Consider the following 17,293-nt stretch of genomic DNA (forward strand, 5'->3'; position numbering starts at 1 on the left):
CTGAAAACTGACCACACTATCCGGTGTGGTCAGTTTGTGTTCACTCAAACGCACAATCCACTCAAAGACTTGTTTTGAAAAAACTTTTCTGTCTATAATCTGATTCACGCTCCCGTGGCACAGCTGGATAGCGCGGCCCCCTCCTAAGGGGCAGGTCACAGGTTCGAATCCTGTCGGGAGCGCCATATTTTTCAATGGCTTACCAGATATCTGGCAAGCCATTATCATTTTCATGACCACATAATGCCCACAACATGTGAATGGCTGCGTGAGTGAGACTGCCGTTTGTTCTCATAAGTCCTATTCGTCGGAGTAGAGAATATGCATTTCAATTTCGAGATTACTGGTTCCTTCCTTGTCGCCCTCGCTGCACTTATCTTGTCTCAAGTTCGTCCTGTTAGACTTTGGTTTAAAAAAGCCCTGATCGAAGTAGATCTATATTCCCGAATCTATATCACCCATCGAATTGGAAACCCAAACTGCCAACTCCATTTGATACTACGAAATACAGGCGGCAAAGATATTCGAGTAACAGGCATGCATCTAGATATAGAAAGAGACGGCGAAAAAGTCGGTAGCTTACCCGCTCAAAACTACATTCCGGACGCAACAGACAACAAGAGTGTTCTGTTCACTCCCCTTACCTTAAAAACAGGTGATGAGTGGGCAAACATAGTAACTTTCTTTAAGCTGTTTAATCGTGATGAAGAGAAGTTATACCGCACCTCAGAACGAGAACTAGTAAACGCTATTCACAAAAAGCGTAAGAGTGAGGGCGTAGAAGAAACAGAGGTGATTAGAGTTGATGATGACGCCCTTGTTCAACCTTTTCTAAACTTTTTTGATAGCAAGTTCAATTGGTTCCCTGGAGACTACAAAGCAACCCTCTATGTAAAAACTCCCGATAAGACAAACGTATTCTCTAAAACGTTTCGTTTTACTATTTACGAGTCACAATCTGAAGAACTGGCATCTTACAAAAATGACTATCACACAGGAGCTAGTATCTTTTGGGAGAATGGGCAGAATACTGGCATGCACATCAATGTAACCGAACTATAAAAACAGCAAACACCAAAAAGGCCTCAGAATGAGGCCTTTTTTATCAACGGCGTGATGGATGAATTTGAGCGCGGCAGATAGCGATCAGATTTTCAACCGATAGCGGATAGTCTCTTATTGGCTTGTAAGCATCTAACATACGCTGATACATCTCGACATTCGGACAATGTGAGTTCATTGCTGCCCGCCCCTCAAACTCAGAGAACCTATCCATCTTGTCTACAAGAAAGCTTGCTACTGACATGTAGTCAGACTCATTATTCCCATCAAACCCTCTAAACGAAACGTCCCCTCCAAACGGATCTGCTTCTGCAGCAAGGCGTCCCTTTTCTTCTTCGGAAAGCTCATTGAAAGATGATTCCATTATGCTGAACATATCCAAAACATCAGCAACAAACGTTGTAACCTCATTTCCAATTGGCTGTGTAGCAATACGCTGGCCTACAAACTCCCAATCTAGAGCCCAATCATTACCCGAATAAATAGCCTCTTGAATAAGCTCCGCATTAACGCCCTCGGTAATACCCAGTTTCTGGTGGATATCACATAGCAAAAGAGCTAAAAGTTTCTGTTCATGTGTTAGTTCCATGATTGTTTTACCTTATCAATTAAACTGCACAGCATGCTCACACATATATACAACCTGTAATGTGGAACAGATCGCATTTTTTCGATCTACTTCCATCACAACTGGTTGCAAAAATGCTCAACCTTTGCTCCAAATCCGAACATCGAACGATTTCTCTGTTCCTCCGACATTTCACGATAACTTCTTATGTCGTTAAGTAAGGTGTCTAAACCCCGTTGAAGCTTTTTTGCATTTTCAGAGCTTTTATGAAGTTCTGCTAATCCGCGTTCAACAATGTCAAGATCATAATCCAAGGCTAAGCTATGCCGAGTACAAGGTTGGGAAATGCCTTTCGCTCGAAATATTACTTTTTGTTTCAGTTCCATTTTTACCTCCAGTCAACCACCAAAGCATACGCTTGCATATTGGTGTTTGCAAAAGCCATTACGAGGGACTTTACATAACCTTGGTCTCCAACCGAATCAGCCGATTATTGTGCTGCCAAAACATGGCAACAATCACTAACATTGATGGGGGCAAACCCATTGACGTTAAGTATTGCAGCACCTCAACCATAGCTATTTCCATTCATCCCGCACAGTCTCATACAACCCAATAGCCACCGGTGCCAACGCCCCAATCAGGCCACCATATTGCACACCCTCAGCGGTTACGCTGGCGGTGATAAGCTCCGGGTGACCAGTTACCAGTGCAACACCAGCACCCAGAAGCGCGACGCCTTTCTTAGTAGATGGTTGGTCAAGGTCAATACCGATTTTTGCCAGTAAGTTTTTCATAGTAGTTTTGCCTTTTTCAGATATTTAATGGTGTAGGCAGCGAGCACCCCGCCCGCTACCGTCAGTAGTACGCTTTTCAGGTCTTGCCTTGTCATGCCAGTGCTACCCCCTGCCGCGCATCATTCAGCGTGTAGTGGTGCCCCACCTCCATCTGTGACATGGCGTGAAGTACCCGCGCTAACAACTCACTGTCGGACAGGTCAATGGTCGCGTCCGGCGTGGTGCCGACCTTACGCGCCACAAAACCCGCATAGTTGTGAGTCTTGTTTTCGTTTGGCGGCGCAAAGCGATGGATGATTTCGCCAAGCGTGTACAGGCCATAGTTGCGCTGGTAATTACGCAGCAACTTAGCCCCGGCCCGGAATCCGTATTTGTGGTGTTTGAACGTCTCAAACGACACATCCCGGCTGATTGCCGCCTCACCCTCCCAGTCATTGCCCTTTCGGATGTTGAGCGGGTTGTTATTGCGGAGAAAAATGGGATCGCACCTTGCCTTTTGCGTCAAATAAAACGCGCCATTTCAAATGCTTGTACGCACGAGCTCCTGATTCATTTCAGAGATCGCTATGAAACCCCTCCTAGCCTCCCCTTGCCAAGGGGAGGAATCAGTCCTGTACAAACCGGATATTTGGTTTACACATAGGAACACCGCTTATGGAGTGGATATGAGAAACACTCACTATCATAGTTATTGGCATATCAGCTTTGTTACTAATCGGCCAGCAGCGCCTGCCCCTGTGAAGTTAACCGGTAGCGCTGATTCGGGCTGCGGGGTTTATCCGGGAGGGTAAGCTCAACCAGGCCCTGTTCGATTGCCGGGTTGAGATAGTTTTTACGAAAGGTTGGACGGTGCTTCATGCCGACCTCTGTCATCAGAGTCGTCAGGCTCACTTCCCCGAGACGGGCCAGCGCAGTGACAACCTGCATCTGGGGAGGCTGATGCATACTTTCTTCAACACTATGAGAGCCGGTGCTTTCCAGCTCCTGCAGCGCCGTCAGTAAAGAGTGAAGCATAAACGAGATAAAAGGCGTTGCCTCGCTGATTTGGTCTGAATCCGAAAGCGCGTAATAGTAGTCATCCTGCCGGTCGCGTATTACCGTTTCTACCGGAATATACGCAAACAGTGGCTGCCATTGGCTGAGCAGCAGCGTCTGCCACAAACGTCCCATGCGGCCATTTCCATCCGCAAACGGATGAACAAACTCGAACTCATAGTGGAAAACGCAACTGGCAATCAGAGGGTGGACTTTCGTTTTCTCCAGCCACGAGAGTAACTCCGCAATTAACACCGGTACCCGATCTGCTGGTGGCGGCATGTGAATGAGGGCATCCCCTCGGTATATCCCTACCCCTCCCTGACGAAAACGCCCGGCCTGCGCATCCAGGCCATACATCAGAATCCCGTGAGCACAGAGCAGATCCTCACAACTGGCTGCTGACCAGTCTGTTAATCTGTCGTATGCCTCAAAGGCATTCTTAACTTCCTGGATTTCCCGGGGCAAACCCAGTACCCGTTTCCCTTCCAGTACAGCTGTTACCTGTTCAAGGGATAAGGTATTGTTTTCAATAGCAAGCGATGCCTGAATCGTTTTGATCCGGTTTCCGCGCCGAAGCTGGGGAGAAAGCAGATCAGGATTTGCCACTTCAAGACGCCCCAGCAGGCTGCTGATATCAGCCACCAGGTTGAGGATTTCATAGCTGATAGTAAATGGAGGTGTATACGCCATTGCTCTGCTCACTAATCGGGTTATCTGATAAGCATAACTTGATCGGCAGCTTGATCGCCAGCTTAGTCGCTAACTTGATCGCTTTGCTTGTACGGTAAACAAAAAAAGAGCCGCTTAAACAAGCGGCTCTTTCAAAACAATACTCTCAAAACTTACGCGTTCGCTTCACGCTCAGCGATAAATTCCAGTGCCATCTTAATGCGGGCGATAACGCGCTCTTTGCCCACCAGCTGCATTACTGCGTCTACTGATGGAGACTGGCCGCCACCGGTTACGGCAACGCGCAGTGGCATACCGATTTTACCCATGCCGATTTCCAGCTCATCACATACCGCTTTAATCACGCCGTCTTTGATACTTTCAGTGGTCCACTCCTGCAGAGCTTCCACTTTTGCCAGCGCCAAAGCCAGAGGCTCTTTGGCTACGCCGCGCAGGTGCTTCTTGGCTGCGCCTGCTTCAAACTCAGAGAAGTCTTCGTAGAAGTAACGGATCTGCTCAGCCAGTTCAACCAGAGTGTTACAGCGCTCGCCAACCAGGGTGATCACTTCAGTGATCGCCGGGCCATTTTCAGTGCTCAGCTTCTGGTTGTCCAGATGCCATTGCAGGTGCTCAGCAACGTATGCAGGATCAGAAGTTTTGATGTAGTGGTTGTTCAGCCACAGCAACTTATCGGTGTTAAACGCAGACGCAGATTTAGAGATAGCGTTCAGGCTGAACAGCTCAATCATCTCTTCGCGTGAGAAGACTTCCTGATCACCGTGAGACCAGCCCAGACGTACCAGGTAGTTGTTCAGTGCGTTTGGCAGGTAACCTTCATCGCGGTACTGCATAACAGAAACAGCGCCGTGACGCTTGGACAGCTTGGCACCGTCATCACCCAGGATCATCGCACAGTGTGCAAAAGTCGGAACCGGCGCACCCAATGCTTCATAGATGTTGATCTGGCGAGGAGTGTTGTTGATGTGGTCTTCACCGCGTACAACGTGGGTGATACCCATATCCCAGTCATCCACTACTACAACAAAGTTGTAAGTTGGCGCGCCGTCAGTACGGCGAATGATCAGGTCATCCAGCTGATCGTTGCCGATCTCGATGCGGCCACGGATCTGGTCTTCAAATACCACGCTGCCTTCTTTCGGGTTACGGAAACGAACTACACAAGCGTCACCCTCTTTTGCCGCTTCGTTTGCCGCAATGATTTTCGGATGGTTCGCATCGTAACGTGGCATCTCTTTGTTTGCTTCCTGCTCTGCACGGATCTCGTCCAGCAGCTCTTTTGAAGCATAACAGTTGTAGGCTTTGCCTTCTGCCAGCAGCTTATCGATCATTTCGTTGTAACGGTCAAAACGCTTTGACTGGAAGTATGGGCCTTCGTCCCACTCCAGACCCATCCACTGCATGCCTTCAAGGATAGCGTCTACCGCTTCCTGAGAGTTACGCTCCAGGTCAGTATCTTCGATACGCAGGACAAATTCGCCGCCCTGGTTCTTTGCGTATAGCCAGGAGTAAAGTGCAGTACGAGCACCGCCAACGTGCAGATAACCAGTTGGGCTCGGCGCAAAACGAGTTTTAACCGTCATTTGATTTCCTTTGGATTAATGCGGCAGCACAGCTTTCTGCTGCCTGAGAAGGAGAAATTGGCGACATTTTACCACCGCCCCGCAATTGTACAATGGCACCGAAAAAGAAACTCACTTTCGCCGCTTGACCTTCCCCTTGCTGGAACCTTTATTCTCAGTCATAACTCAACAAACGGAATATCAACATGACTGAACTCACTGTCGCTCTGCAGGGATTAAACTGCATGGGGTGCGCGCGAAAAGTGGAGGCCGCACTGAACGTTCTGCCGGATACCCGGGTTATAACCATCTCGCCATCCTCTGTGACGGTGGAAACCAGTCAGCCATTTACCGCAATCACGCAGGCCATCACTGAGCTTGGCTATCAGGCGGGCAACCAACTGACATTTCAGCTTTCAGGGCTTAACTGCGGCAAGTGCGTTAATAAAGTCTCAGCGGCGCTGGATGAAACCGGCCTGGTCAGTGAATCTGAGGTGACCAAAACTTCACTGTCACTGACCACTTCGCTGACCGGGTCAGACGTTATCAGCCTCATTGAATCCTTGGGTTACCAGGCTGACACCGGCCCGGCTGAACCTGAGCAACCAGAAACAGATTACAAGCAGCATACTTCCCCGGCCCAATCCGCTCAGGAAGTCCTTAATCAGGGCGCTCTGCAACTGGTTATCCAGGGGATGACCTGTGCCAGCTGCGTGGCGTCAGTAGAAAAAGCGCTGAAAACTGTCAGCGGTGTAAACCAGGTACAGGTCAATCTGGCCGAACAGTCTGCAATGGTCTGGCTGAAACAGGAAGCAGATGACGCAGTAACAGAGCAACTGCTTAAAGCCAGCCAGTCTGCCGGGTACAGTGCAGAACTGGTTGAAGATGAGCAGCAGCTTCGTGAAAAACAGCAGCATAAACACCAACAAAGCCTGAATCACTTCCGTCGCAGCTCGATCACTGCGCTGGTTATAGGTGTCCCTCTGATGGGCTGGGGCGTATTAGGCGGAAATATGATGATCCGCTCATTCTCCGACCAGCTTATCTGGGGCCTGATCGGCCTGATTTGTCTCTGGCTGCTGGCAACGGCTGGCAGGCACTTCTTCAGCGGAGCCTGGCAGTCCGTTCTTCACCGCCGCGCGACCATGGACACCCTTGTCGCTCTTGGTACCGGAGCCGCCTGGCTCTACTCGATGCTGGTGGTCTTGTTTCCTCAATGGCTGCCGGAAGCCTCGCGTCATGTATATTTCGAAGCCAGTGCGATGATCATCGGGCTTATCTCCCTTGGCCACTATATTGAAGCCAGAGCCAAAGCCAAAACCTCCCGCTCCCTGCAGGCACTGATAGACCTTCAGCCGCAGACCGCGAGAGTTATCGAAAACGGCCAGGAAACCGATCAGCCACTCACCAGCGTTGAAAGCGGTATGCTGATCCGCATCCGTCCGGGAGAAAAAGTGCCGGTGGACGGGGAAGTAACAGAAGGCGAAAGCTATCTCGACGAAGCCATGCTGACAGGCGAGCCATTGCCGGTCCTGAAGCAACCAGGTGATAAACTTGCCGCCGGTACCATCAACGGTGACGGCAGTCTGGTCATAAAAGCTACATCGGTTGGCAGCAATACCGTACTGGCGCGGATCATCCGTCTTGTCCGCCAGGCACAGAGCAGCAAACCACAAATTGCCCGCCTGGCAGACTCTATTTCCGCAGTCTTTGTGCCGGTTGTTATTGCCATTGCCATTGGTGCAGCAGCAATCTGGGGACTTATCGGCCCGGAACCAAAAATCAGCCATATGCTGGTGGTGGCCACCACAGTGCTGATCATCGCCTGCCCCTGTGCGCTTGGGCTTGCCACACCGCTTTCCGTTACAGCAGGGGTAGGTAAGGCCGCTGAGCTGGGGATCCTTATCCGTGACGCCGAAGTACTGCAGTCTGCCAGCAAAGTAAACACCGTCGTGTTTGATAAAACCGGTACTTTAACCCGGGGCACTCCGGCAGTGCAGGACTTCGCAATGACCGGCTCACACAACAGGGAACAGCTGCTGGGTGAGGTTTACTCAGCTCAGAGCCGCTCCGAGCACCCGCTTGCCAAAGCCATTTGCGAGTACAGCAAAGACCATAAAGCCAAATATGCCGTATCAGAGTTCAGCGCTATCCGTGGCAAGGGCATTGCAGCAAAGGTTGGCGAAAACCAGCTGATAGTAGGTAATCAGGCCCTGATGGCCGAACACAACATTGATACCACAGGTATGACAGAACAGGCAGAGCGCTATCACCAGCAGGCTTATACCACGGTGTATGTTGCAAAAAATGGCATGCTTGCCGCCGCGTTTGCCATCGCTGACACCATTAAAGACGACTCTGCCAAAGCAGTAAAACAACTCCACGCGCAGGGCATTCACGTTGTCATGCTGACCGGAGACCACGAAACCGTTGCAAAAGTGGTTGGCGACCAACTTGGCATCGATCAGGTGATTGCCGGCGTGCTTCCGGACCAGAAAGCTGCCCATATCGAAAACTTACGTCAGCAGGGAAAAACCATCGCCATGGTCGGGGACGGGATTAATGACGCACCGGCACTGGCACTGGCCGATATTGGTATTGCCATGGGAAGCGGCTCCGATGTGGCGATTGAAAGCGCTCAAATGACGCTGTTAAACAGCTCACCCGCCGTAGTGGCCGATGCGATTGAACTGTCAAAAGCGACAGTGAAAAACATGAAGCAAAACCTGCTTGGCGCGTTTATTTATAACAGCCTTGGGATCCCGGTTGCCGCCGGGGTGCTTTACCCATGGTTTGGATTTTTGCTCAGCCCGGTCGTTGCCGGCGCAGCGATGGCGCTGTCTTCCATCACTGTAGTCAGTAACGCTAACCGGTTGAGACTTTTTAAAACAAGCACTCAAAGAGGTGAACAATGAGATTCGCACTGTTAGCAATCAGCCTGCTCAGCACCACCAGCGCTTTTGCCGCTGATGTATTAACCCATAAGTCTCCATACTGCGGATGCTGCTCAGAATGGGTAAAACATATGGAGAGCGAAGGCTTTACGGTGGAAGTAAAAGACCACCAGAACATGAACCCTATCAAACAACAGCTCGGAGTCACTCCACAACTGGCGTCATGTCATACTGCTGAGATTCAGGGCTACGTATTTGAAGGCCACATCCCGGCCTCTGATATCCGTGCATTTCTGGATAACCCGCCGAAAAACGCCCGCGGACTGGCAGTTCCGGGTATGCCGGTTGGCTCTCCGGGTATGGAGTATGGGGATAAGAAAGACGAGTACGTGGTGTATGCGTTTAACGAAAAAGGCCACACCTTTGAGTTTGCCCGTCACAACCAGAAATAACGACAAAAGCCGCGGCTTACACCGCGGCTCCTGCCGGACTTAGACTTTTCTCAGACTTTATCAGAAGCCGTATGATGCACCGAATACAAATGCAGTATTGGTGTTACCATCGCCGCCGTGACCCTGGCTGCGCAGCTCGAAGTATGGCTGAACGCCTTCACGGGTCCAGGTCGCACGCAGCTCGTGGTCCATGGTGTTTTTCTGCTCTTCGCCTTTAGAGTTCTTATCACCTTTAATCATGTACACGTTGTTGTAGCTCAGCGCCAGTTCCTGGTCTGCGAAAGCGTAAGCAATCTTGTTATCCAGACGAATGTCAGTATCTGCTTTTTGCTTGTGAGTTTCTTTTTCTGTAAACATGTGTGCACGGGTACGGTTAGAGATCGACAGACCGTTGTCGAAGTTGTAACCGATTTTAACCAGTGGGCGGTACTGAACGGTTTCACCGTTGTTCATCAGATGATGGTAACCCGCTGCAACCCACAGGTTGTCGTTGATTGAGAAGCTTTGCTCAACACCAAGAGTGATATATGGAGTCGCGCCCGAACCTTCAACGAAAGTATCTGTGTCGTAGCTGCCGATTGAAATACCATCAAACTCAGTTAGCAGCGTAGTGCCGCTGTCAAAAGTGTGGCCAGCTTCCAGGGTAGAAGTCGCGTTAGGAGCTTTGTTCTCAGAGTGGAACTGAACGTTACCCGTTACGTATGAAGAACCCGCGAATGCGCCTGTTGAGAAAACTGCGGCCAGAGCCGTAAGAGCAAATACTTTTTTCATTGTCGTTACCTGTTTTTTAATAACTAGACTGTCGTGTTGTCGGGCTAACCTTGCCCGTTGGAGGTACACCACAGCTAAAGGTGTCTGATTGCCTTCCTGGCTTGCGATGAATACTTACAGATATTTTTTGCGGGGCAAAATAAAGCCAACAGGAAAGTGATCTGGTTCAAAATAAACAAACCTAAAAAATGTAAAACCCGCAAAAACAGCAACTTACAATTAATATAAACAAACATTGCAACGTCACCTCAGGTTCGTTCACGATCCAGATCACGCATTTCCCAATTCTATAAATTCACTTTTCGAGTCACTTCACACAAAAATGATTGCTTATCGAATCTGTTTTAGAGTTATTTACCTGCAATAGGTGATCGCAATCACATTTAGCCAGGCGATAAATTGCTGGCTTATTTAATCGGGCAAACTAAGTTGTGCGCAAATCTGCTCAATATCAGCGCATCCTTCTTCTCGCAGATGACGGTAAAAACCGCTAAAGTGAGTAAAAAATCTCAATATGGACAGTTATGCGCCCGATCAATCTGCTCTTTACCCTGGTTACCCTCTGCTTCAGCTTCACATCTGTTGCCGAGCCTCTCTACTGGTCAGCCAGAAAAGATGGCCGTGACCTTCTGCTGTTTGGCAGCCTTCATGTTGGCAATAAAGAGATGTACCCGTTGCCGGATATGGTCAATGACTATCTGCACCACAGTGATGGTCTGGTGACTGAAATTGATCTCAGCACGATGCGACAACCTCAGTTACCGGCGGCAACACATACCGCGCTGGACGTTCTGGAGCATGAACATAAAGGCGAGCTTAAAAAAAGACTGCAGCAATACAGTCTGCCGGAAGAACTGCTCCATACCGCACCGTGGATAACAGCCATGAACCTGCAAATGAAACAGCTCGCTTCACTTGGATACCGGCCAGATCAGGGTGTTGACCAGGTAGTTACCCACCAGGCGACTGAAATGGGACTGCCTTTGTATGGTTTTGAAACCATGGATTTCCAGCTCAACCTGCTCAATAACCTGCCAGGCAATGGCACCATTTTATTGACCGAACTGCTTGGAAACTGGGAAGAAAGCAATCAGCAGCTGAAATGTCAGATCGCCAGCTGGAAAGCAGGCGACAAACAGCGCCTGCTCACCCTTCTCGAAAGTGGAGAGTACGACAAAGCCACCCTGGCTCCACTGCTGACCGACCGCAATCATAACTGGGCCAACATGCTGAGCAGCGACTGGCTGCCGGAGAAAGGCCGCTTTGTGGTTGTCGTTGGTGCGCTGCACCTGATAGGAGAAGATAATCTGCCGGATTTGCTTAAAGCGAAGGGATGGCAGGTGGAGTTAGTGTCGAAGCCGGGTAAGGCGGAGTGCCGGATGTAACAGGTGCTGGGTGCTGGGTGCTGGGTGCTGGGTGCTGGGTGCTGGGTGCTGGGTGCTGGGTGCTGGGTGCTGGGTGCTGAAAGCATAAGAGCGCAGAGCGAAAGACCAACAATCTGTACCGGAAACTTTACCCCGAATGCGGGACCGCTCTTCCCGGCTCCCAGGACCGGTAAACCCAGGACCGCTCAAAAAAATCCCCGGTAACCAAAAGCTACCAGGGCATTCTTTTTTTAACCGATTGTCTTCCCGGTCGGCTTACGGATCTTAAACCCGCTGCGTGGTGCATCCGGCTTTTTCCCTGCCGGCTTTTTATGACGTTCCTGTTTGCCGCGTTTGATGCGGGGCTGATCCGGGCGCTTGTTGCCTTTTGGCGGTTGCTTACGGCTGTCGTGCAGCTTGGCATCGGTGGCTTTTTTGATCTTCACCCCTTCTGCAGTTTTCTGCGAAGCTTCTTCGGTGCCGCTTGAGCTTTCACACAGGCGGTGGATTTCTGCCACTTCCTGATCGGTCAGGTAACGCCACTTACCGTTGGCGATGCCATCAATCGAAATGTTCATGATCCGCACCCGGCGAAGCTTGAATACATCGTACCCCAGTGCCTCACACATACGGCGGATCTGACGGTTCAAACCCTGAGTCAGGACAATACGAAACGAGAACTTGGTTTCTTTGGTCACTTTACACGGCAGGGTCACCGTATCCAGGATCTCCACGCCAGAAGCCATCTTATCCAGAAACTCCTGAGTGATCGGCTTATCGACACGAACCACGTACTCTTTTTCGTGCGAGTTACCGGCACGCAGGATCTTGTTAACGATGTCACCATCGTTGGTCAGGAAGATAAGTCCATCCGACGGCTTATCCAGACGGCCAATCGGGAAAATGCGCTTACGGTGACCAACAAAGTCGACAATATTACCTTCCACATGACGCTCTGTGGTACAGGTGATCCCGGTTGGTTTGTTCAGCGCGATATAAATCGGCTTTTCTTTGGTGCGCAGCGGATTACCATCCACCAGCACTTCATCCTCATCAGAGACCTTAACGCCCATCTCCGGCAGGTTACCATTAATGGTTACCCTGCCCTGCTCAATCAGTTTGTCTGCCTCACGGCGCGAACAGTAACCGGTGTCACTGATGTATTTGTTTAAGCGAATCGCTTTATTCTCTGTCATTGTCTTCTCTTTACGTTTCCCAACGGCTTAACTCATGCGCTTTTGATGGCGCTCACGGTTTTCCAGTTTCTTTTCGGCACTTTTCCGAAGCATTACATACACAGCCCCGCTGCCGCCATGCTGGCGCAGGGCACTGTGATAACACATGACCTCCTGGATCTGAGCAAGCCAGGTGGCCACATAGCTTTTCATCAGCGCAGGCGGATTCGAACGCTCACCTTTACCATGCACAATCACCACACTGCGAATATCCAGACGCTGGCACTGACGCAGGAACTTCACCACTTCATCACGGGCTTCCTGCAGGGTTCTGCGGTGGAGATCGAGCCTGGCCTGGAGTGGATATTTCCCCAGTCTCAGTTTTCGGTACACCCCGTCCTGCACTCCCGGGCGCTTAAACTCGAGCATATCGTCAGGCTTAAGCATGGTGGCGTTGTCCAGTGAAAGGTATTCCGGGTCTTCTTCGGTCAGGCTGACCGCCGCTTCCTGTTTCGCCAGCTGCGCATCGGTTACGCAGTGCTGCTTTGCGTGCACTGCCGTATCCTGGCTGAGAGGCTTCACGTCACCCATCATCTGCTGGAACAGGTCCAGATCATCGTCGTGATTCATCGCAGGTATTCTGGTTATTGCTGAATTGCGCCGATTATAACAATCAATTCCGGCAGGTGGGATAATTTTGCGTGGAACAAATAAAGAAGACCGGAGAAAGCACTAAGCCATCTCCGGTGCAATTTTCATTGCTAAGCGATCTAGTGAGGAGATTTGTCGCTCAACACCTTGTAAACAAAGAATCCGGCAAAGAAGAGCATCAGGCTCAGCGCGCCGAAGATAACGATCATAGATGAGAGTCCAACTGCATTACCAAAAAGGAGATCAAGCCAGAAATCCATGTCGCCTCCGTCGTTCCGTTGTTGAGTGACGCATTCAAAAGTATGACGTGACGCTTTTTTAAGCACTGATCCAGATCAATTGTTTCATTTTGGTAATCAATTAGTTTCATTTGTTGTGTTTGTGGTCACACTTCAAACAGCGGTGGTTGGAAAAGCAGCAAACGAACGTCTAGCACAAATTAATTGCACAAAAAGGCTTGCGCCAGGCCTGAGAATCCGTAATATACACATCCGTTCCCGGTGATAAACATTCTTTGTCAGGAACCAAAATTTCGGTGAATAGCGCAGCTTGGTAGCGCATCTGGTTTGGGACCAGAGGGTCGGGGGTTCGAATCCCTCTTCACCGACCATCTTCTAAAGCCTCGTCGATTGACGGGGCTTTTTTCGTTTACGTGCTTGTCGTGAGTTTCGTGTTCAAATCAGCTTCTTTGGTTGCGCGGTACGTGGGACGCGGTTCTAGGGGCTTTAGTGCTCCCCACTTTAAAGAACACCCCCAAAACTCTGTACGCCGCGGTTACGTGATCACCGGTGCTTCCCCCCGAACCCAAGACCCAGGACCCAGGACCCAGGACCGAAAATTCCCCTACCCAGCATCACATTCCACGCCCCTCTCAAAACGCCTCCCCGCTCTCACCCCGCGAACCAAGGACCGAGAACCGCGAACCAGTTAAATCACCAACTCCGCGAACCTTCCCCTCGTCAACCCCGCCAAATCCCCCGGCGCCAGTTCGATCTCCAGCCCCCGCTTTCCTGCGCTGACACACATTAGTGACAGGCTTTGTGCGCTGGTGTGAATAAAAGTTGGCAGGGCTTTTTTCTGGCCCAGCGGGCTGATGCCGCCGACAACGTAGCCCGTGGTTTTCTGGGCGATGTCCGGGTTGGCCATTTCGGCTTTTTTGCCACCGGCAGCTTTGGCGGCCAATTTCAGGTTTAGTTTCTCTGCAACCGGGATAATGGCGACAGCCAGATTTTTTGGCTCACCGTTGAGGCTGAACAGCAGGGTTTTAAATACCGTTTTTGGATCCTGACCAAGCGCTTCGGCCGCTTCCAGCCCATAGCTGTCTGCATTTGGGTCATGTTTGTACTGATGAACGGTATGGGGGATTTTCTTCTTTTTAGCGAGATTGATTGCTGGAGTCATAACGTAAACCGACGGATATAAAAAAGGCGAAGCACCATGCTTCGCCTTTTATATTAACTGCATCAATCAGTTATTTGTAGACCATCTCGCCTTTTGGTGCGTATGCATCTACATCGATTGGGCTGTTCGCTTCCATGTACTCTTTCAGTACTTCTGCGTCAACAAAACCAGTGTTCACGTGGCCTGGGTGACCAGTTACTTTAGGGTAGCCGTCACCACCAGCTGCGTTGTAGCTAGGTACTGTGAAGCGGTAAGTCTTCGCAGGATCCAGTGGCTTGCCACCGATCATTACGTTGCTTACTTTACCGTCTGCAACAGTCATAGAGATACCTGCAAACTGAGCGTAAGCACCAGAGTCGATTGGCTTGGTTGCTACCACGTTCAGGTAATCCATAACTTCAGCGCCAGTCATATCGTTGTAAGTCAGGATGTTAGCAAATGGCTGAACTTTCAGTACATCTTTGTAAGTTACGTCACCACCTTCGATAGAGTCACGAACACCACCAGAGTTCATTACTGCGAAGTCCGCTTTTGCACGCTCCATGTGAGCAGTTGCGATCAGGCGACCCAGGTTGGTCTGCTGGAAGCGAACCACGTTACGGTCACCTTCCAGTTTACCGTTGGTTTCAGCGATCTTAACGCCCAGCTCAGCCTGACCTTTCTCCTGGAATGGCTGCAGGAATGCCAGCATCTCTTTATCTTGAGGGATCTCTTTCTCGATAAGAACACGCTTCTTCTTACCGTCTACTTTGATCTTCTTCTTCAGGTTCACCGGGATCAGGTCGTAACTAACCATCTCCAGCTCGCCGTTCTTGAATTCAAAGTCAGCACGGCCAACGTATTTGCCCCACTCGTGCGCCTGAACAATCCAGGTGCCGTTTTGCTGGTCTGGCTTACACTCATCAGAAGGCTTGAAGTTCTTCTTAACAAGGTTCGGACCTTCCATACATACCGGCTCCTGAGAGTGACCACCCACGATCATATCCAGGGAACCTTCGTCCAGGTAGCGCGCCAGAGCTACGTCACCCGGTGCGTTTACGCCACGCTTGCCGTTCTCGTAGTGACCCATGTGAGTCACAGCAAAGATCAGGTCTGGTTTCTCGTTCTTCTTCAGCTCTGCGATCACAGCTTTCGCTTCTGCTTTAGGGTCACGGAAGTCCAGGCTGCTGATGTACTCAGGGTTACCGATTTTTGCGGTATCTTCAGTCGTCAGACCCACAACGGCAATTTTCAGACCCTGTTTTTCAAAGATGTGGTAAGCCTCGTACTTACGCTCGCCAGTCGCTTTGTCGTAGATGTTGGCAGACAGCATAGGGAAACCACCCCACTCGATCTGCTTCTGCAGTACGTCCAGCGGGTTATCGAACTCGTGGTTACCCAGCGCCATCGCATCGTAACCCAGCATCTTCATGCCTTTGAAATCCGGCTCAGCGTCCTGCAGATCTGACTCTGGCACACCGGTGTTGATGTCACCACCAGACAGAAGAAGCACACTGCCGCCTTCTGCACGGATCTCTTCACGCAGGTCGTCAATCAGCGTCTTACGCGCTGCCATGCCGTACTCACCGTATTTGTTCTGCCAGAAACGACCGTGGTGGTCATTGGTGTGCAGAACGGTCAGTTTGTAGGTTTTGTCCTGTTCCCAGTTAGGTGCGGTTGAAGCACAACCAGTCATGGTTGCCAGTAACGCTGCACTGATGGCAATTTTAAGATTCAGGCGTTCCTTCATGTTCGATAACCTTTTTTGTAATAGTGAGGGGAGGTCAAATCTTTCCAGGAGGAAATAAAAATGGCTCTTTGACCTAAAAAACTTGAACAAGTTTAAATTAACACACGTAAACAGCTATATAGATTTCATATTTATGACGAATAGATCACTCAATGAAACTAAAAAAAGTGAAACAGATCATCTCCCTTGCAGCCTTTTAAAATCAGGGATCACAGGCAAACGTTTACGTCAGGAACATAAAAAAAGGGCCGCATTGCGACCCTTAGTAACCGATATTGTTGCTTATACGATTTCGATATCTTTGAAGCTTTTGATCAGGTCATCCAGTGCTTTCATCTGGGCCAGGAATGGCTCCAGTTTATCCAGCGGAAGTGCCGACGGACCATCACACAGCGCTTTGTCCGGATTAGGGTGCGCTTCGATAAACAGACCGGCAATACCCGTAGCCAGACCCGCTTTCGCCAGGTCAACAGTCTGCTCGCGGCGGCCACCAGAAGCCGCGCCCAGTGGATCACGACACTGCAGCGAGTGAGTTACGTCAAAAATAATCGGGCTGCCTTTTGATGCTTTCTTCATCACACCAAAGCCCAGCATGTCTACTACCAGGTTGTCGTAGCCGTGGCATGCGCCGCGCTCACACAGAATGATCTGGTCATTGCCACATTCGCCAAACTTCTCAACGATGTTGCCTACCTGACCCGGGCTCATGAACTGAGGTTTCTTCACGTTGATGACTGCGCCGGTTTTCGCCATGGCTTCAACCAGATCGGTCTGGCGGGCAAGGAATGCAGGAAGCTGAATCACATCAACCACATCCGCCACCGGCTGAGCCTGCGCTTCAGTGTGAATATCGGTAATGATCTTAACGCCAAAAGTGTCTTTCAGCTCCTGGAAGATTTTCAGACCTTCTTCCATACCCGGACCGCGGTAAGAGTTAATCGATGAGCGGTTCGCCTTATCAAACGAGGCTTTAAACACGTAAGGGATGCCCAGCTTGTCCGTCACCTTAACGTAGTGCTCACAGATCTGCATCGCAAGGTCACGTGATTCCAGTACGTTCATACCGGCAAACAGGGTAAATGGCTTGTCGTTAGCCACTTCGATATCACCAATGCGAACCGTTTTCTGTTCCATGATTTTCT

Annotated in this window: 17 protein-coding genes and 2 tRNA genes; 6 read left to right on the top strand and 13 right to left on the bottom strand. The window is 50.3% G+C overall.

Going from position 1 to position 17,293, the window contains the following annotated elements:
- Nucleotides 1–108: 108 nt before the first annotated feature.
- Nucleotides 109–185: transfer RNA gene (locus ACVB80_RS11290), tRNA-Arg, on the top strand.
- A gap of 136 nt (nt 186–321) precedes the next feature.
- Entirely contained in the window at nt 322–1,062 is a 741-nt protein-coding gene (locus ACVB80_RS11295) for a hypothetical protein (RefSeq protein WP_481081398.1), read from the top strand.
- Nucleotides 1,063–1,105: 43 nt separating this feature from the next.
- On the opposite strand, the gene ACVB80_RS11300 is transcribed toward ACVB80_RS11295, so the two are convergent.
- The 6 genes from ACVB80_RS11300 to gltX form a co-directional block, all read right to left on the bottom strand.
- Nucleotides 1,106–1,651 (bottom strand): YfbU family protein, encoded by a 546-nt coding sequence (locus ACVB80_RS11300; RefSeq protein ID WP_481081399.1) that lies wholly within the window; start codon nt 1,649–1,651, stop codon nt 1,106–1,108.
- Nucleotides 1,652–1,746: 95 nt separating this feature from the next.
- Nucleotides 1,747–2,016, bottom strand: a complete 270-nt coding sequence (locus ACVB80_RS11305) for a hypothetical protein (RefSeq protein ID WP_481081400.1) — start codon at nt 2,014–2,016, stop codon at nt 1,747–1,749.
- Between the two features lie 192 nt (nt 2,017–2,208).
- A complete protein-coding gene (locus tag ACVB80_RS11310) occupies nt 2,209–2,427 on the bottom strand; it encodes a hypothetical protein (RefSeq protein ID WP_481081401.1) in 219 nt (72 codons plus the stop codon).
- 91 nt (nt 2,428–2,518) lie between these two features.
- Nucleotides 2,519–2,932: a structural protein gene (locus ACVB80_RS11315; protein WP_481081402.1), complete on the bottom strand. Its 414-nt coding sequence runs from the start codon at nt 2,930–2,932 to the stop codon at nt 2,519–2,521.
- Between the two features lie 206 nt (nt 2,933–3,138).
- Complete coding sequence (locus ACVB80_RS11320; protein ID WP_481081403.1) at nt 3,139–4,155, bottom strand: Fic family protein; 1,017 nt, start codon at nt 4,153–4,155, stop codon at nt 3,139–3,141.
- Nucleotides 4,156–4,307: 152 nt separating this feature from the next.
- The gene (gene gltX, locus ACVB80_RS11325; protein WP_481081404.1) at nt 4,308–5,735 is read right to left on the bottom strand and encodes a glutamate--tRNA ligase; all 1,428 of its coding nucleotides are present in this window, start codon (nt 5,733–5,735) and stop codon (nt 4,308–4,310) included.
- 185 nt (nt 5,736–5,920) lie between these two features.
- On the opposite strand from gltX, the gene ACVB80_RS11330 reads away from it, so the two are divergent.
- Together ACVB80_RS11330 and ACVB80_RS11335 are read left to right on the top strand one after the other, a co-directional pair.
- Entirely contained in the window at nt 5,921–8,629 is a 2,709-nt protein-coding gene (locus ACVB80_RS11330) for a heavy metal translocating P-type ATPase (protein WP_481081405.1), read from the top strand.
- Nucleotides 8,626–9,060: a DUF411 domain-containing protein gene (locus ACVB80_RS11335; protein WP_481081406.1), complete on the top strand. Its 435-nt coding sequence runs from the start codon at nt 8,626–8,628 to the stop codon at nt 9,058–9,060. The genes ACVB80_RS11330 and ACVB80_RS11335 overlap by 4 nt, the downstream gene beginning before the upstream one ends.
- A 60-nt stretch (nt 9,061–9,120) precedes the next feature.
- On the opposite strand, the gene ACVB80_RS11340 is transcribed toward ACVB80_RS11335, so the two are convergent.
- Nucleotides 9,121–9,831, bottom strand: a complete 711-nt coding sequence (locus ACVB80_RS11340; protein WP_481081407.1) for an oligogalacturonate-specific porin KdgM family protein — start codon at nt 9,829–9,831, stop codon at nt 9,121–9,123.
- Nucleotides 9,832–10,355: 524 nt separating this feature from the next.
- On the opposite strand from ACVB80_RS11340, the gene ACVB80_RS11345 reads away from it, so the two are divergent.
- Complete coding sequence (locus ACVB80_RS11345) at nt 10,356–11,216, top strand: TraB/GumN family protein (RefSeq protein ID WP_481081408.1); 861 nt, start codon at nt 10,356–10,358, stop codon at nt 11,214–11,216.
- 230 nt (nt 11,217–11,446) lie between these two features.
- Here ACVB80_RS11345 and rluF read toward each other — a convergent pair whose 3' ends face one another.
- The 3 genes from rluF to ACVB80_RS11360 all read right to left on the bottom strand — a co-directional run bounded on the left by rluF (nt 11,447) and on the right by ACVB80_RS11360 (nt 13,281).
- Nucleotides 11,447–12,391 carry a 23S rRNA pseudouridine(2604) synthase RluF gene (gene rluF, locus ACVB80_RS11350; RefSeq protein WP_481081409.1) on the bottom strand — a complete coding sequence of 315 codons (945 nt, stop codon included), beginning with the start codon at nt 12,389–12,391 and terminating at the stop codon, nt 11,447–11,449.
- Nucleotides 12,392–12,418: 27 nt separating this feature from the next.
- A complete protein-coding gene (smrA, locus tag ACVB80_RS11355) occupies nt 12,419–13,000 on the bottom strand; it encodes a DNA endonuclease SmrA (RefSeq protein ID WP_481081410.1) in 582 nt (193 codons plus the stop codon).
- A 140-nt stretch (nt 13,001–13,140) separates the two neighbouring features.
- Nucleotides 13,141–13,281: a DUF3149 domain-containing protein gene (locus ACVB80_RS11360; RefSeq protein ID WP_481081411.1), complete on the bottom strand. Its 141-nt coding sequence runs from the start codon at nt 13,279–13,281 to the stop codon at nt 13,141–13,143.
- A 273-nt stretch (nt 13,282–13,554) separates the two neighbouring features.
- Here ACVB80_RS11360 and ACVB80_RS11365 point away from each other — a divergent pair.
- Nucleotides 13,555–13,631, top strand: a tRNA-Pro gene (locus tag ACVB80_RS11365).
- Between the two features lie 317 nt (nt 13,632–13,948).
- Here ACVB80_RS11365 and ybaK read toward each other — a convergent pair.
- The 3 genes from ybaK to kdsA form a co-directional block, all read right to left on the bottom strand.
- Nucleotides 13,949–14,422 carry a Cys-tRNA(Pro) deacylase gene (gene ybaK / locus ACVB80_RS11370; protein ID WP_481081412.1) on the bottom strand — a complete coding sequence of 158 codons (474 nt, stop codon included), beginning with the start codon at nt 14,420–14,422 and terminating at the stop codon, nt 13,949–13,951.
- Between the two features lie 70 nt (nt 14,423–14,492).
- Nucleotides 14,493–16,151: a bifunctional UDP-sugar hydrolase/5'-nucleotidase UshA gene (ushA, locus tag ACVB80_RS11375; protein WP_481081413.1), complete on the bottom strand. Its 1,659-nt coding sequence runs from the start codon at nt 16,149–16,151 to the stop codon at nt 14,493–14,495.
- A gap of 282 nt (nt 16,152–16,433) precedes the next feature.
- On the bottom strand, nt 16,434–17,285 hold the full coding sequence (gene kdsA / locus ACVB80_RS11380) for a 3-deoxy-8-phosphooctulonate synthase (RefSeq protein ID WP_481081414.1): 852 nt from the start codon (nt 17,283–17,285) through the stop codon (nt 16,434–16,436).
- Nucleotides 17,286–17,293 lie beyond the last annotated feature (8 nt).

This window comes from Vibrio sp. 9-16B-A1, from assembly GCF_056726165.1.